The organism is Frankia sp. R82 (assembly GCF_023716925.1).
In the GTDB taxonomy this organism is placed as follows: domain Bacteria; phylum Actinomycetota; class Actinomycetes; order Frankiales; family Frankiaceae; genus Frankia.
Window position 1 is genome coordinate 34246 of record NZ_JAMQQG010000025.1, and the last position, 14894, is coordinate 49139.

The following is a 14894-nucleotide window of genomic DNA, read 5'->3' on the forward strand; positions in this document are numbered from 1 at the left end:
CCAGCCGGTTGATCATGATGATCGTCTCAAGGTCGGCCCGGTGGCTGCCAGGAAGCCCTCGAGCAGGTCAGGGCGGTATCCGACCCGGCTCATGCTGCATCGAACCAGGCTGGCGATATGGCCGAGGTCGACCAGGACCCGGCTGGCGATCTCCCCACGTTTCAGCAGCCACAACACTGCTTCCACCGGATTCAACTCCGGGCTGTGCGACGGCAACTGGATCACGGTCAGCCACCGGAGTTCGCCGTGAGGATCGCGAGCATCTCCGCGCACCGATGGCTGTCCGCATCCTCCCAGACCAGCACGATCAGCCGGCCCCACCGGCAGCGGGGCCCCGGCAGGTTGCTGGGGTGCGGGTGATCTCGGTGGCGGCTGAGGTATCTGGTGGGGCTGTGCAGCGAGAGGTTGACGTACGGCCGGATGAGGTCTCGTGGGAGTGGGCATGACACCTGAAGATCACGGAGGTTCCTACACCACCATGATCGATCCGAGGTGTCGTACCCGCTCACCGGGATCACCATCTGTCCCTGTTCTCGATCGGCTGGCTGCCGTTGTTGCCGACGGTCCTCACCAGCCGTCGTTAGTGTCGAGCCTGCTGGCGGTTTTCTGCCGAATCCCGAAGCCGCGCAGATCCCGGGACCAGCGGCACAGCCTGGCTGTGGTGCCGGCCCCGGCGACCTGTACGATGCTAGCGGGCGCACGGTCGTTCACCGCGATCGTCCAGTGGGCCGCCGATGCCGGCTGGTAGGGCAGCCGCTCTTTTATGATCTGTTGGGTTGCTGGTCGGACCTCTCGCCGAACCCGCAGCGCCCATTACTGAGCAACGGGCTCTCCATGGTCTCTGCCGTCAGGCTGTTACCAAGCCCTCGGCAAGGTCTCCCAGGGTCATGATCGTTGACCCGCCGAGCATGCAGCCGCGAGATGACCCGGGATCACCGCAGTGCCTACCCCCACTGCGGCCGAACCTGTCGGCGACGACCAGCCGCTAGTGGTCGCGACCGTTAATTCGTCGGGGGTGGCGGGTTGAGCCAGGCTGTGGTGTCGCCGAGGTAGAGGCCGCAGGCGCAGTCGAGGGCTTCCTGAGGGGTGCCGGCGGGGTGGCCGCTGGGCAGGACTGATTTCTCGTAGTCTTCGTGGCTGGCGCGGTAGAGGGCGAAGCCCCAGGTGGTGGCGGATCCGGCGTAGCGCAGCCGCATCAGGGGCAGGGTGGTGCCCCCGGAAAGCTGTCCGGCGACATAGGCGAACTCGCCGTGCCAGCGGATGGTGAGGCCGGCGAGCTGGGGCCACCGCTCGGCTGCCCTGGCGATAAGGCGCTGGCGCAGCGAGGTCTTGGTCGACTCCGGTGGCTTGACCATAGGGTCATCGTGCCTGACATACCCGGCTGGATCATGGAGCGTATGCCGCCCAGTCCCTATGTCATCTGCCTTGGCGATGCGCAGCGCGCTGAGCTGGAGTCCTTGTCGCGCCGGGCAACGGCGCCGTTCCGTCTTGTGGTGCGGGCGCGAGTCGTGCTTCTCGCCGCGGACGGGTTCGCGAACTGCAGGATCGCGCAGCGGCTGGGCATCGGCGAGGACACCGTCCGCAAGTGGCGGCGCCGGTACTGCGAGCAGGGCGTAGACGGCCTGGCCGACGCGCCGCGTCCCGGCAGGCCGCGGGTGTTCCCCGCCCGTGTGGTGGCCGGGGTCAAGGCCCTGGCATATGAGATGCCTTCCGCGAGCGGGGCACCGCTGACCCGCTGGACCTGCCCCGAGCTGGCCCGCCACACGGCAGCCAGCGGCATCACCCCCGCGCCGTCGGCGTCCACCGTGCGGCGCTGGCTCGCCGATGATGCCCTGAAGCCCTGGCAGCACCGGTCGTGGATCTTCCCCCGCGACCCGCAGTTCGCCGTGAAGGCCGGGCGCGTGCTGGATCTCTACCAGCGGGAATGGGAAGGACAGCCACTCGACCAGGACGAGTACGTCCTCAGCGCCGACGAGAAACCCGGCGTCCAGGCCCGGATGCGCCTCCACCTGCCGCTCCCACCTGGCCCCGGCCGAGCGATGCGGACCGAGAGCGAATACCACCGGCACGGCACCCTGGCCTACCTGGCCGCCTACGATGTCCACCACGCGAGGGTGATTGGCCGGTGCGAGCCGTCGACCGGGATCAAGCCGTTCACCGCGCTTGTGGACCAGGTCATGAGCGTCGAGCCGTACGCCTCAGCCAGACGCGTGTTCTGGGTTGTGGACAACGGAGCCTCGCACCGCAACTGGGCCGCCGCCGACCGCCTGCACAGCGCCTACCCCAACGCGCAGATGGTCCATCTACCCGTTCACGCCTCCTGGCTCAACCAGGTCGAGGTCTACTTCTCCGTCCTCCAGCGCAAGTTGCTCACCCCCGACGACTTCGAGGGCCTGGACGAGCTCGCCGCCCAGATCCTCGCCTTCGAGAAGCACTACAACGCCGCTGCCAGGCCCTTCGACTGGAGGTTCACCCGCACCGACCTCAACCAGCTGCTGACCCGCATCAGGAACCACGACCGGCACGCTCCACGCCCGCAGGCCGCATAACCCCCGACGAATTAACGGTCGCGACCACTGCCGGTGACAGTGCCGGTCAGAGCTCATGGCTGACGCCTTTTTCTCTTTCGCTCTTCTTCCTCCTCGAGCATGGCTCTCAACTCAGGTGGCATTGGCCCAATACCTGTTTGCTGGTAACGGAAACCGCCGTCGTCGGCCGACTCGGCGTACCGCCAAGCCTTGAGGCTTCTCTCCCAAGGAAGCCGCAGCAGCCAGCCGCGCACCCAGCTCCGTGCCACCGGGACACGCTTCGCCGCTCGGCGAAACTCGCGCCACGGACTCAGCCCGAGCTTCTTGGCACTGTGCCCAAAAAGTGCCATGATTGGTAGATCATCACGAAAATCGTCACTGTGAGGAATCCAGATCAGAAAGGCCACAAGGCCCCATCTCAAGAGCTCTGGATCTTGCTTTCGAATCGCCGTCATGGTCGTGCGAGAGCCAAAACTTCCCAACTGCCCCGCTTCGCCCTTATCGAGGAGATTGTGCATATCGGCAAGCTCGTGCCGCGAATCTACTGCGCGCAACAAAGAAAGGATTTCGCCGTCCTGTGGAAGTTCGACAAGCTGCGGAGTGTCAATTTCTTCCAGTGCAATTTCATAAGGAGCGTTCAGCGAGTGGAAATCGTAGTTTTTCCGGTCGGCCACATCATCCTCCAGGTGGAACATAAAGATCACCCACGCGCTTGTATCCCGCCTGCAGCAAAGCTCTCACTTCTACCCTCAACACACTTTCTCCAACCCGCGGTATGAAAACATCTTTCATATCGGGTTCCGAGCCAAGGTAGACAGTGCGCTTTTCCCGGACAATTCCGTTGATCCAGCGATCGTTTATCTTCTCGCTCCACGGTCCGGTCAACCACGGTCTTAGGGCCAGTACCTCATGGTCGGGCCATCGTTGCGCGACCGCGGTGTCGGGTAGACGCCCGATCACCGGCATAGTACGGGCGGCGATGTTCCGGCCGGACACAAAGCGGCTGGCACCGCCGAGAAAACCACCGGTGGCGGTGTTCTGGACGAGGCGTTCGACGTCGAGGTGGCCGGGGTTGGTGAGTTCCTGGTCGGTGAGATCACCGATGCCGCCGGTCGCTGCGCCCGCCGTGGTCGCCGGAGCGAACAGCCTCGGTGTCATGACCGACACGGCGCGATAGTTACCCAGGCCCGCTCCGACTCCGCCGGCGGCGCCGCTGATGGCCACGTCCCGGGGATCGAAGGAACCGGTGGCCAGCCCGATGCCGGCGCTGATACCAGCGCCGAACAGGATGCCGCTGCCGGCGGCGGCGAGGGGAGCCAGGGGTGTGAAGCACAGACCGACGCCGACGGCGATGACACCAGCGGCGGCGAGGGTGCCCCAGGGGTCGTGTTCGATCGTGTGCCAGGCACGGCCGAAGGTGTTCCTGGTCTGCTGGGATCGGTAGGCGTCGTAGGCATCGTCGCTGATGGGTTTGAGACCGGTGGGGTCGAGGCGGCCGACCGGGTCGTTCCAGGCGTAGTGGTAGGGGTTTCCCGCGCCGGGCATGCCGGGGACGTGCTCGAGCGGGTCGGGGCTCAGGAACGAACGGGTGGCCGGGTCCAGGAGGCGCTCGCGCTGCCAGACCAGGCCGTCGACGGTCAGCTCACCGCGGTATCCAAGGCCGATCAGTCGATTCGCCGGCGGGTCGGTCGGGCCGGCGGGGATCGGGCTGCCCCACGGGTCGTAGGCGCCGGGGACTCCGGGGGCACCGCCGAGGGAGTGCTGCCAGTCGGTGGCGTACCAGCTGGGCGGGCCTGTTGGCGGGGACGAGGAGGCGGGCAGGACACCGATGGCGTCGTCGGTGTGGCTGTAGGTGGTGGTGCCGAGGGAGTGGACGGTGCCGGGCCAGGTGACCGGGTCCCACAGCAGCGATGTGCCGTCGATCTGGAGGGGGTCACCAAGGGCGTCCAACACCCAGTTGATCGTCTGGTCCGTTCCGGAAGGACCGCTCGTCTGGACTGCGCTGATCCGGCCGAAGGCGTCCCAGGCGTAGGTTCGGGTGCCGGTCGGACCGGTGACGGTGGTGCGGCGGCCAGCGGCGTCGTAGCTGAAAAGGGTGCGGCTGGTCTGGGTCGCGGGCTGTCCGGCCCGGGTGGACGGGCCGGCGGCGACGGGCGGGGCGGCGACGGGCGGGCCGGCGGTGTCGCGTTGGTGTTCCACGAGCTGGCCGGCGGCGTCGTAGGTCCAGTGGTCGATGGTGCCGGCGCTGGCGGCCGTTGCCGCGGTGCGGTGGGTTTCGGTTCGTAGGCGGCCGGCGGCGTCCCAGGTCAGGGTCTGGCGTCCCCACGGGCCGTCGGCGGTGACGAGCTGGCCGGCGGCGTCGTAGGCGAAACGCATCTCCCGGCCCTGGTCGACGAGCCGGGTTGTCCGGCCGGCGGGATCGCGTTCGACGATGCGGCCGGCGTGCAGCGGCCGGCCGTCGGCATCGCGCAGGATGGCGCGGCGGCCCAACAGCGGATGCTCGACGGCGCTCAGGTGGCCGTCGGCGTCGTGGTCGTGGCGGATCGGCGGCCGCCCCGGCTGGCCGACCGTCAGGCAGCGGCCGTCTGGATCGTAGGTCCATTCCAGCCGGCCAGCCGCCGTGCTCCGGGTCAGCAGCCGGCCCGCCACGTCATAGGTCAAGGCGACGCCGCGGTCCGCGAAGTCGCTGGTGGCACCGTAGGTGGTGGCGATCGGGCGGTCGGTGGTGGGGATCGCGTGGGTTGCTGGGACCGCGTAGGTCTGGTGGGCGCGGGTGAGGCGGTCAGCCTCGTCGTAGCTGTAGTGGAGGCGAGGCTCGGGTTCGTCGGGAAGGCCGACGCCGGTGGGGCGACCGGCGATGTCATGCCACCAGCGCAGACCAGTCCCGTCGGCGTGGCGAACGGTGTCGACCAGGCCGCTGCGGGTGTGGGTGACGCTGGTGGTGCGGCCGAGCGGGTCGGTGTGGCCGGTCAGCCAGCCGACGGCGTCGTAGCCCAGCTCGTGCCGGCCGCCAGCCGGGTCGGTCCACTCCCGCAGCTGGCCGCGGACGTCGTAACCGTAGCGGGTGACCGCGCCCAGCGGGTCCACCGCGCAGACCATCCCGCCGCGTGCGTCATAGGTGTAGGCGTGCACCGCGCCGTCGGGGCCGGTGACCGTGGTCGGCAGCCCCAGGTGGTTGCGGACTATCTCGGTGCGGCCACCGTCCGGGTCAGTGATCGCCCGGACGTCGCCCCGGGCGTCGTATTCCCAGCGCGTCCGCCGGCCCGCCGCCGTGGCCAGCGTGGTCGGCCGGCCGGCGGGGTCGTGCTGGTAGCGGGTGATCCCCCCGGCTGGGGAGACCGTCTGGACGAGGCGTCCGGCGGAGTCGTAGCCGTGGCTGGTGCGCCGGCCGGACGGTGTGACCTGCGCGGCGAGGCGGCCACCCGGTGTCCATTGCGCGGTGCTGCGCCGGCCGGCCGCGTCGATGACCGCGGTGCGGCGGCCGGCCGGGTCGTACTCGTGGCGGACGGTCGCCCCGTCAGGCTCGGTCTCGCTGACGAGCCGGCCGACGGGGTCGTAGCCACGGCGCCAGACCCGCCCGTCCGGGCCGGTGAGCTCGGTCGGTTGGCCCGTCACGTCATAGCCGTGGCGCCACTCGCGTCCGTCCGCGTCGGCCTCGACGGTCAGCCGGCCGTCCGGGTCGTAGTCACGCCGGCAGGTCGAGCCGGCCGGGTCCCGGAGCGCTGTCAGCCGGCTCAGGCCGTCGTACTCGAAGGCGAACACCTGCCCGTCCGGCGCCATGATCGACGTGGTGTTGCCGAAGAGGTCATAGCCGAAGCCGACGGACGAGCCGGTGGGGTCGGTGACCTGCTCGACCAGCCCGTGCGGGCCGTAGCGGGAACGCCACCAGCCGCCGGCCGGGTCGAGGTAGCCGTCGCGACGACCGGCCGGGGTGTGGGTGAAACGGCTGCGTGTGCCGTCGGGGGCCTCCTGCGCCACCACCCGGCCCGCCTCGTCGCACTCCCAGCGCCACGACCCGCCGTCCGCGCCGACCATGCCGACCAGCCGGCCGGCAGCGTCGTACCGCAGCCGCACCCGCCCCCCACCGGCCACGCGCGTCTCGACCAACTGGCCGTCGCCGTCCCAGCGCAGATGAGTGGAGACTCCGTCCGGATCAACGATGCAGGAGGGCAGGTCATCGTCGGTCACCGTAATCCGGGTGACGGCGCCCACCGCGTCCACGATTTCCACCGGCGTCCGGGCCGCGCCGGCATACAGCCAACGGGTGCGGGAGCCGTCCGGACCGGTATGGGTGCCCAGCCGGCCGGCAGAATCCCAAACCCACTGCTCGATGCTCCCGTTCGGCCCGGTCCGGCGGGTCAGGTTCCCGGTGTCGTCGTAGTCCATCGACCAGGACGCCCCGGATCGCTCCCGAACGCCGCGCAGCCGGCCGGCCTCGTCGAAAACGCGGTGAAAGGCGCGGTCGGCGTCGTCGACCACACACACCAGCCGGCCGGCCGCGTCATGCCGGTATTCGTTGATGGCACCGCCGCCCGCGCTGCCCGGGCCGTCGGAGCTGTCAGTGACCAGCGTCCGGTACCCGCCGGGGTAATCGAATCGGGCGACTCTGCCCTCCGGTGTGGCCTGGATCAGCACCCGGCCAGCGCCGTCATAGGTGTTGTGGAAAAGCCGCACGCCGTCGGCGTCAAAAGCCTCCGCCAGCAGTTCGCCCTCATGACGATACCGCTGTGCACCGTGCGGGCCGCCCTCGACGGCCACCAGCATGCCATTGTCATAGGAATAGCGCACCACCCGGCCGTCGCTCGCCCGGACGGCCGTTATCAGCTCCCCGGCGTCGTCCCACCCCACCTGCAGGAACCGCCCCGACCGCGGATACCCGACCCGCTCCAGCCGGCCGTCCGCCCAGGCCAGGACGATCTCCGACGGGCCGCTGCGCACCCGCACCGGCCGGCCCGACCCGTCGTACCACCAGCTCTCGTCCCGCCCCCGGGTGAATCGGAAGCCGTCCCCGTCGAGGTGGAGCATCCCGCCGAGGCCCGACATGACCGTCGGCGCGTCCGCCCGGGGCCACGCCACCAGCGCCTCGGCACCGTCCAGCCCCCGCCAGCCCAGCAGCTCGGCCGGGCCGGACACACCAACCCGACCGGCCGCAGGGGCCGCGCCGACTGGACCAGCCGCCAGATCGTCGCCCAGGTCCAGCGCCGCGTCCGCCCAGCAGGACCAGCCGCGGCCCAGCGCACCGGGCCGGCCGGCGGCCCGGGAGTTGTACGTCCGCTGCCACCCTGCCACCGCCGCCCGGCCCGGCAGTGGCAGGTCACACTCCTGCGTCACGAAGTTCCCGTTCGCGGTGCACACCGGATCATTCACGAATCCGCTGTCCGGCACCCGGCCCCACGTGTGCGGCGCGTCCACCGTCAGCGTTTCGGCTGGTAAGGCCGTGATCCCGGCCTGCTCCAGATACCAGGCGATACGGCTGTCGCTCACCGTCACCTGGCCTGTCCCCGACCCGCGGTCCGCCGCCACAAAGGCGTCCCGGACCGCGCCCACGAAATCCTCCAGGGCGCCGGCATCGGTCAGATGCCTACCCACCTTCGCCCACAGGTCAGGATGCGACAGACCGTACTGCGGTCCCAGCCGCGCCACCACGTCGTCGTAATACGCACGCACCCCCAGCACCTGGAGGAACAGACCCTCCCGGGCCGCATGGGCATCCGTCACGAAACGATCCAGGTCATCGGGATCTGCGGAGCTTGTCGCCATCGCGGCCGTCCTTCCGCCTCTCCCGACCGGACCGAGCATCCGACTATATGCCCGCATATACACCGCCCGCCAGGAGTGAGCAGAAACCCTCCGGAGGAACACGCGTCACACGTCGTCCTCACATCGGCACCCGAACCAGCCCGCTGCTTCGCAGCACACAAACGACACCCGCCAGGGCGGCCGGAAAGCGCCACGTGACACCCGCGCCGCCAGCGGCGTATCCCCAGCCAGGTTGAAATCCATCGACTCAGCCAAATCCCCGCCCGGGGAGAAAACCCAACCTCCCCACGGCGGCATGTAGGTTTTTCTCCCAACCCACCCCCGATCTTTGTGGTCTCTGTTTCGGAACACGAAGGGCCGTCCGATGCCATACCAGCAGGATCCCGCTACACCCGTATCTCGAAGTGACGTCCAGGATCGATGGCTGGCCGCCACCCGGAACTCCGGCGCTCACGGTCGGCTGGCTGGTGCCCGAGCACAGCGCCGAGATCGGCGTGGTCGCCGCCAGCGGAGAACTGCTGCTCGCACCGAACCTGGTGTTCCACTACGTCGAGGAACACCAGCCGTTAGGTCCGCCGCCGCCAGGTCCGCCAGGTCCGCCGGGTCGAGCCCGTCGCCAGTGCCTATCGCCGCCAGAGGAAATGGTGTACGACACCGCTCGGCCTTGGCACGCGCTCCAGGTGGAATCGGTCGGTCAGCTCGTCCGGGCTGTCCCAGAGCCGCACACCACTGCCGAGTTCACAGGGAGCAACGGCGATGTGCATCTCGTCGATCAGATCCGCGTCGAGGAACTCGCGGATGGTCGTGACGCCACCGCCGATCCGCACGTCCCGGCCAGCCGCGGCGGCCTTCGCCTGCTTCAGCGCTTCGTGCGGCGTCGTGTCGAGGAAGTGGAACGTCGTGTCGCTGAGGGTGAACGATGGCCGCACATGATGCGTGAGCACGAAGACCGGCGTGTGGAAGGGAGGCTCGTCGCCCCACCAGCCCCGCCACTCATGGTCCGGCCAGGGGCCGCGGGTCGGACCGAACTTGTTCCGCCCCATGATCTCCGCGCCGATGTTGCGGGTGAAGTCACGGACGATGTAGTCGTCGAGCCCTCGGGTGCCGCCCGGGTCGGTGCGGCGGACCCAGCTGGCCGTCGCACCGGCCCAGGCGAACAGAACACCGGGGTCCGCCCGGCCGAACGGGCGCTCCAAGCTCTGATCCTCCCCCGCCCCGAACCCGTCCCTCGTGATGTTGAAGCAGTGGACCCGAACCCGCTGCGTCATGGTCTGCCTCCCGGAGCATGGGCACCCGCCTGTCGCGGTCGCCTGGCAGGTGGTCGTCACCAGCGCGCCCCGCGCGACAACCACGGCGGAAAATCTCGGCTGTGTGGTGTCGCGGCAGCCATGTCGGCGACGACCACCTGGTGAGCCGCCACGCGGGTGGCCGCTCCACCGAGGAGGAGACCGTGAAGTATCTGATCATCATGCAGGTGGACCCGGCCGTGCTGGAGCAGCTCACCGACGACCAGCAGGCGCAGATCCAGCAGGGACACGGCGCGTTCATCGCCGCCACCAAGGAGAGCGGTGAGTTCATCGCGACCCAGGCCCTCGCCGATCCCAGCCAGTCGAAGGTCGTTCGCAGCTCCGGGGGGCAGCCCGAGGTGACCGACGGACCGTTCGTCGAGAGCAAGGAGTTCATGGGCGGCTTCTATCTCCTGGACGTCGAGGACGAAGCCCGGGCGGTGGAGCTGGCCCTGCAGATCCCCGATGCGGGCATTCCCGGCCTCGCGCTCGAGCTTCGGCCGGTGATGTTCGCCGATCTGGGCGAGGGATGATCCCAGACGAGCCCCTCGGCGGGGGCCAGTGGCGCGACCTCGCGCGACAGGCCCTCGCCCGGCTGCTGCGCAGCCATGGCAGCGCCCAGTTCGACCTGTGCGAGGACGCCGTCCAGGAGGCGCTCCTGCAGGCGTACCAACGGTGGCCGGCGCGGCCTCCGGACGACCCGCTGGGCTGGCTGATCGCCACTGCCCGCCGGCGATATGCCGACCGCGCCCGCAGTGACGCCCGGCGCCGGCACCGTGAGGCGCGCGCCGCGTCACTGCAGGCTCCGGTGCTGCCGGAGGCCGTATGCCGGGACGACTCGCTGCTGGTCCTCCAGCTGTGCTGCCACCCCGACCTGCCCCGCTCCGGACAGGTAGCGCTGACCCTGCGGGCGGTCGCCGGGCTGACCACCGCCCAGATCGCCAACGTCTACCAGCTCCCCGAGCGCACCATCGCCCAACGGATCACCCGGGCCAAACGCCGCATCGGTGAGCTCGGCCGGCCGCTGCCCCCGCCCGGGCAGGCGGGCGAGGACGTCGCCGCCGTACTCGACGTGCTCTATGTGATGTTCACCGAAGCGCACCACACGACCGTCGGAGCGCCTCCCCGCGACGCGGATCTCGCCGCCGAGGCGATTCGCCTGGCTCGGCTGCTTCGTCGCAGCGTCCCCGAGTCCACCGAGACCGCCGGGCTTCTCGCGCTGATGCTGCTCACCGAGGCCCGCCACCCAGCCCGGGTGGCGCAGGACGGCCACCTGACATCGCTCGACGAGCAGGATCGGTCGCGGTGGGACCAGGAGCTGATCGACGAAGGGATCACGCTCGTCGAACAGGCCGCCCGGGGTGCCGAACCCAGCCCCTACCTGCTCCAGGCCTGCATCGCGGCGCTGCATGCCGAAGCCCCCGACATCGCGACCACCGACTGGGACGAGATCCTCGCGCTCTACCGGCTGCTTGAGATCGTCACCGGCCACCAGAATCCCACGGTCACCCTCAACAGCATCGTCGCCCAGGCCATGATCGACGGGATCGAGGTCGCCCTCGCCCGGATCGACGTGCTGGAAGCCGACCATCCTGGTCTTGTCCGCATCGACTCGGTACGCGCCCACCTCCTCGAGCGGGCCGGCAGGACGGACGACGCGGCCGAGGCCTACCGGCGAGCCATCGCCGCCACCGTCAGCCTCGCCGAACAACACCACCTCAGACGACGTCTACGCCGCCTGTCCCATCGTCGCCGACAACGGCCGTTTCCTGCTTCCCACGTGACGAGTGACGAGTGACGATCTGAGCCTCGCCCGATCGTCATCTCGGTGCAGGTGTCGCGACGGGCGCGACGCTGGAACAGGAGGCGACGATGCGTTACGCACTGCTGATGCACTACCAGGAGCCCGCCGAAGGGGAGATCAGCGAGGAGGCGATCGCGGAGGCGAAGGAGGCGTTCGGGGCCTACGGCCGTGCGCTGGAGTCTGCCGGGGTGCTGCTGTCGGCCGACGTGCTCCAGCCATCCGCCGCGACGACGACCGTGGCCCGCAGGGAAGGCGGCCTGCGGGTGCAGGACGGACCCTTCGCCGAGACGAAGGAGGCCCTGGCCGGCATCTTCATGATCGAGGTGCCCGACCTGGACGCGGCCATCGGCTGGGCCGAGAAGTGTCCCGGTGCCCAGTGGGGCGTGATCGAGGTGCGCCCGACCGCGATCGCCTTCGCCCAAGGCGCATGGTCGCTCTGACGCCCGGCGATGAGCGGGCCGCCGGCCCCGGTCAGGGTGAGCCGGGGCCGGCGTTCCGCTCCGCGGATAGCGCGGCCCGGGACAGCTACGGCCGGCTGCTCGCCCTGCTGGCTGCCTCCAGCCGTGATCTCGCCGCGGCGCAGGACGTGCTCGCCGACGCCTTCGAACGGGCCCTGCGGACGTGGCCGTCGCAGGGAGTGCCCGACAATCCCGACGCGTGGCTGCTGGCCGTCGCCCGCAACCGGTTGCGGGACGAGTGGAAGTCCGCGCGGGCGGTACGGACCGTCCCCCTCGACGTTGGCCAGGACGCACCGGTGCAGATCGATGACCTTGACGTCGACGCGATCCCAGACCGGCGGCTTGAACTGATGCTCATGTGCGCACACCCGGCGATCGAACCCGCGGTACGCACCCCCCTGATGCTCAACACGGTGCTCGGCTTCACCGCCGAGCAGGTCGGGCGGGCCTTCTCAATGCCGCCTTCCACGATGGCGACGCGTCTGGTCCGAGCCAAGAAACGCATCAGGGCCGCGGGCATTCCCTTCCGCATCCCGGACCGTGCGGACCTCCTGGCGCGGATGGCGTCGGTCCTCGAGGCGGTCTACGGCGCCTATGTCATCGACTGGACGAGCGGACCACAGGCCCGCCCATTACCTTCGGAGGCACTGCACCTCGCCGAAGTGCTCACCACACTCGTTCCCGAGGATCCCGAGGCGCGTGGGCTCATCGCCCTGATCGAGCTCTCGGCGGCACGCGCACCGGCACGAGTTGACGTGGACGGGCGGTTCGTCCCGCTCGCCGAGCAGGATCCCTCGCTGTGGAACCCGCGCCTGATCAGCCGGGCCCACGAACACCTGCGGGCCGCGCACGCGCGCGGGCAGCTGGGCCGGTTCCAGCTCGAGGCCGCGATCCAGGCCATGCACTGCGCTCGAGGCGTCTGCGGCACCACGTACTGGCAGACGCTGCTCACCCTGCACCGCATCCTGCACACGGTCGAGCCCTCGCTCGGCAGCGGTGTTGCCCTCGCCGCCGTCACCGCCGAGGTCGACGGGCCCACGGCGGGACTGGCCGCACTCGACGCGCTGGTGGCCGAGGCCGGTCCGCACGGCCACCGGTTTCAGCCGGCCAAAGCCACCCGGGCGCATCTACTGGACCGGCTCGGACGGAAGGAGGAGGCCGTCGCGGCCTATGAAAACGCGATCAGCCTGACCCACGACACCGCCGAACGTCGGTATCTGGAACATTGCCGTGACCGCGCCAGCCAGCCCCCTCGACGACCAGATACGCCACGAACGTGACGTCGGAATCTTGCCAGAATTCCACTTTCGCAGCGGCCACACTTCAGGGGAACCATACAGAAAGGAGCTCGCAGTAGAATGTCGAAAACTACTCTCGCCACCGGCGGAAACCGTGGCCTGGGATTTTCGGCGGCCAAGGCCCTGGCTCGGTCCGGTGCGGTCGTCATTATCGGCGCCCGCGGCGAAGCCGCCGCACGCAAAGCCGTTGATATAGTGGAAGAGGAGGGGCTCACCACGGACCGGGGCGGAGCGATGGTCTCGAAACCCGTGTCCGACCTACCACGAGCCCGGATCCGAGACCGGCGGCCAAGGGCATTTTTGGCCGCTCGCACGACGAAACGCAGGTCCCACCAGGCGATGTCAGGGTGCGACGACGACGCCGTGCGGCTACAGTGCGCGGAGTTGGACAGTAGCGGCGTCGGACACTGCGCGCGGCGGCAGGGGCCGCCGTTGCCGGTCGGGGGGAGAGCGATGAAGCGGTTCGACGGGCTCCGCCGGATCGAGCAGCTCGACCCGGCATCGGACTTTCACGAGATCTATCGGATCAGCTCGACCTACGAGTTCCCGTGGGACTACTTCAACGCGCTGTCCTTCGCGCTTTTCCGCACCTTCGCCGTGCCGTCGGTCGGCCGGCTGCTGGCCGGCACCGGAGAGTTCACGGCACGGTCCCAGAAACGCTTCGAGGACACCGTCCTCATTCTCGACGCGGTGCTCGAGCACGGGTTCGCCAGCGTCGAGGGGCGGGCAGCGATTCGCCGGATGAACCAGATGCACCGTGCCTATCCGATCACCAACGCGGACTACGTATACGTGCTGTCCACCTTCGTCGTCCAGCCGATCCGCTGGATCGACCGGTTCGGCTGGCGGCGACTGAGCGAGACGGAGAAGGCCGCCAGCGCCGAGTACTACCGGGAACTGGGCAGGCACCTGGGCGTCACGGACATGCCCCGTACCCACCAGGAATTCGCCGCCCACCTCGACAGCTACGAGGTGCAACGGTTTGCGCACCACCCGGGTGGGCGGGCCGTCGGCGACGCCGCGCTCGACCTGTTCACGACCTTCCCCCTCGCGCGTCACCTGCCTGCCACCCTGGTCAGGCGCCTCGCACTGGGGCTGATGGACGACCCGCTGCGCGCGGCACTCGGCTACCCGCGCTTTTCCCGCGCCGAGCAGAGCCTGTGCGCCGGAGCCGTGCGGCTGCGCGGCCGGGTCGTCCGGCTGCTCCCGCCGCGCACCGAGGCGCTGTACGCCCGGCAGCGCCCCGAGCTCCGCAGCTACCCCCAGGGTTATGACGTCTCCCGGCTCGGCACCTTCCCCACGGGCTCGGCGCGCTCGCCTGGCGAAGACGGTGATTTCGGCGACGTTTTCGACGATCGCCCACGGCCGGCTGCCGCGCGTCAGGTTAGCGATGATCACTAGATCGGCAGTGCCGACACCCCGTCACCGGCCTCGGCAACGAGCAACCGCCGGGCCGGGTCGGTGAGGATGCGCGCGAGGACCGGGCCGGCGACGGCCCGGGTCGGTGGGTAGCGACCCGACCGGAAAGTGAGCGAGCTGTCGGTGCAGTTCGAGCAGCGTGGGAAGATCATCAGTGACCGCGGGCCGAATGCGGAGGCTGCTCGTGACATCGGTCTTGCCGCCGGCTCGCCGCGCCGATCAAGGCAGCCGTTCGGCCGTGCGCAAACGACGGAGCGTCAGCTTGGGATCGCGAGGAGCGTCTCAGATCGGTTCGACGACGATGTCAGCGCGGTCGAGTGTGGCGGTGTAGGCGGCTATGC

The 14894-nt window shown here is 69.5% G+C and carries 14 protein-coding genes; 8 read left to right on the forward strand and 6 right to left on the reverse strand.

The features are described 5' to 3' along the window. Window positions 1–12: 12 nt before the first annotated feature. Both ND747_RS07540 and ND747_RS07545 read right to left on the reverse strand, forming a co-directional pair. On the reverse strand, window positions 13–225 hold the full coding sequence (locus ND747_RS07540; protein ID WP_251732754.1) for a transposase: 213 nt from the start codon (window positions 223–225) through the stop codon (window positions 13–15). A gap of 2 nt (window positions 226–227) precedes the next feature. Continuing rightward, the gene (locus tag ND747_RS07545) at window positions 228–449 is read right to left on the reverse strand and encodes a hypothetical protein (RefSeq protein WP_251732755.1); all 222 of its coding nucleotides are present in this window, start codon (window positions 447–449) and stop codon (window positions 228–230) included. A gap of 29 nt (window positions 450–478) precedes the next feature. Here ND747_RS07545 and ND747_RS07550 point away from each other — a divergent pair, with 29 nt between their 5' ends. After that, window positions 479–748: a transposase family protein gene (locus ND747_RS07550; protein WP_251732769.1), complete on the forward strand. Its 270-nt coding sequence runs from the start codon at window positions 479–481 to the stop codon at window positions 746–748. 253 nt (window positions 749–1001) lie between these two features. On the opposite strand, the gene ND747_RS07555 is transcribed toward ND747_RS07550, so the two are convergent. Continuing rightward, window positions 1002–1355 carry a hypothetical protein gene (locus tag ND747_RS07555; protein WP_251732756.1) on the reverse strand — a complete coding sequence of 118 codons (354 nt, stop codon included), beginning with the start codon at window positions 1353–1355 and terminating at the stop codon, window positions 1002–1004. A gap of 42 nt (window positions 1356–1397) precedes the next feature. On the opposite strand from ND747_RS07555, the gene ND747_RS07560 reads away from it, so the two are divergent. Further along, window positions 1398–2549 (forward strand): IS630 family transposase, encoded by a 1152-nt coding sequence (locus tag ND747_RS07560; RefSeq protein WP_251732757.1) that lies wholly within the window; start codon window positions 1398–1400, stop codon window positions 2547–2549. Window positions 2550–2602: 53 nt separating this feature from the next. On the opposite strand, the gene ND747_RS07565 is transcribed toward ND747_RS07560, so the two are convergent. The 3 genes from ND747_RS07565 to ND747_RS07575 form a co-directional block, all read right to left on the reverse strand. Beyond that, complete coding sequence (locus tag ND747_RS07565) at window positions 2603–3223, reverse strand: hypothetical protein (protein ID WP_251732758.1); 621 nt, start codon at window positions 3221–3223, stop codon at window positions 2603–2605. Continuing rightward, window positions 3204–8288: a DUF6531 domain-containing protein gene (locus tag ND747_RS07570; RefSeq protein WP_251732759.1), complete on the reverse strand. Its 5085-nt coding sequence runs from the start codon at window positions 8286–8288 to the stop codon at window positions 3204–3206. The genes ND747_RS07565 and ND747_RS07570 overlap by 20 nt, the downstream gene beginning before the upstream one ends. Window positions 8289–8911: 623 nt before the next feature. Then, window positions 8912–9556, reverse strand: coding sequence for a dihydrofolate reductase family protein (locus ND747_RS07575; RefSeq protein ID WP_251732760.1), 645 nt, complete (start codon window positions 9554–9556; stop codon window positions 8912–8914). 182 nt (window positions 9557–9738) lie between these two features. On the opposite strand from ND747_RS07575, the gene ND747_RS07580 reads away from it, so the two are divergent. From ND747_RS07580 to ND747_RS07605, 6 genes are all read left to right on the forward strand, one after another. Continuing rightward, window positions 9739–10107 (forward strand): YciI family protein, encoded by a 369-nt coding sequence (locus ND747_RS07580; protein WP_374216177.1) that lies wholly within the window; start codon window positions 9739–9741, stop codon window positions 10105–10107. After that, window positions 10104–11372: an RNA polymerase sigma factor gene (locus ND747_RS07585; RefSeq protein WP_251732762.1), complete on the forward strand. Its 1269-nt coding sequence runs from the start codon at window positions 10104–10106 to the stop codon at window positions 11370–11372. Before ND747_RS07580 ends, ND747_RS07585 begins: the two co-directional genes overlap by 4 nt. A gap of 74 nt (window positions 11373–11446) precedes the next feature. Continuing rightward, a complete protein-coding gene (locus ND747_RS07590) occupies window positions 11447–11818 on the forward strand; it encodes a YciI family protein (protein ID WP_251732763.1) in 372 nt (123 codons plus the stop codon). Then, on the forward strand, window positions 11806–13116 hold the full coding sequence (locus ND747_RS07595; protein WP_251732764.1) for an RNA polymerase sigma factor: 1311 nt from the start codon (window positions 11806–11808) through the stop codon (window positions 13114–13116). The genes ND747_RS07590 and ND747_RS07595 overlap by 13 nt, the downstream gene beginning before the upstream one ends. Before the next feature lie 471 nt (window positions 13117–13587). Further along, on the forward strand, window positions 13588–14535 hold the full coding sequence (locus ND747_RS07600; RefSeq protein WP_251732765.1) for an oxygenase MpaB family protein: 948 nt from the start codon (window positions 13588–13590) through the stop codon (window positions 14533–14535). A gap of 126 nt (window positions 14536–14661) precedes the next feature. Beyond that, window positions 14662–14894, forward strand: a 233-nt coding sequence (locus tag ND747_RS07605; RefSeq protein ID WP_251732766.1) for a hypothetical protein, incomplete at its 3' end; no start/stop codon positions are given.

Excerpts from the sequence above, each read along its gene's own strand:
- ND747_RS07550 (WP_251732769.1), top strand. The coding sequence starts at position 479 with ATGATCGATCCGAGGTGTCGTACCCGCTCACCGGGATCACCATCTGTC.
- ND747_RS07595 (WP_251732764.1), top strand. The coding sequence starts at position 11,806 with ATGGTCGCTCTGACGCCCGGCGATGAGCGGGCCGCCGGCCCCGGTCAG.
- ND747_RS07575 (WP_251732760.1), bottom strand. The coding sequence starts at position 9,556 with ATGACGCAGCGGGTTCGGGTCCACTGCTTCAACATCACGAGGGACGGG.
- ND747_RS07585 (WP_251732762.1), top strand. The coding sequence starts at position 10,104 with ATGATCCCAGACGAGCCCCTCGGCGGGGGCCAGTGGCGCGACCTCGCG.
- ND747_RS07560 (WP_251732757.1), top strand. The coding sequence starts at position 1,398 with ATGCCGCCCAGTCCCTATGTCATCTGCCTTGGCGATGCGCAGCGCGCT.
- ND747_RS07565 (WP_251732758.1), bottom strand. The coding sequence starts at position 3,223 with ATGTTCCACCTGGAGGATGATGTGGCCGACCGGAAAAACTACGATTTC.
- ND747_RS07555 (WP_251732756.1), bottom strand. The coding sequence starts at position 1,355 with ATGGTCAAGCCACCGGAGTCGACCAAGACCTCGCTGCGCCAGCGCCTT.
- ND747_RS07570 (WP_251732759.1), bottom strand. The coding sequence starts at position 8,288 with ATGGCGACAAGCTCCGCAGATCCCGATGACCTGGATCGTTTCGTGACG.
- ND747_RS07590 (WP_251732763.1), top strand. The coding sequence starts at position 11,447 with ATGCGTTACGCACTGCTGATGCACTACCAGGAGCCCGCCGAAGGGGAG.
- ND747_RS07600 (WP_251732765.1), top strand. The coding sequence starts at position 13,588 with ATGAAGCGGTTCGACGGGCTCCGCCGGATCGAGCAGCTCGACCCGGCA.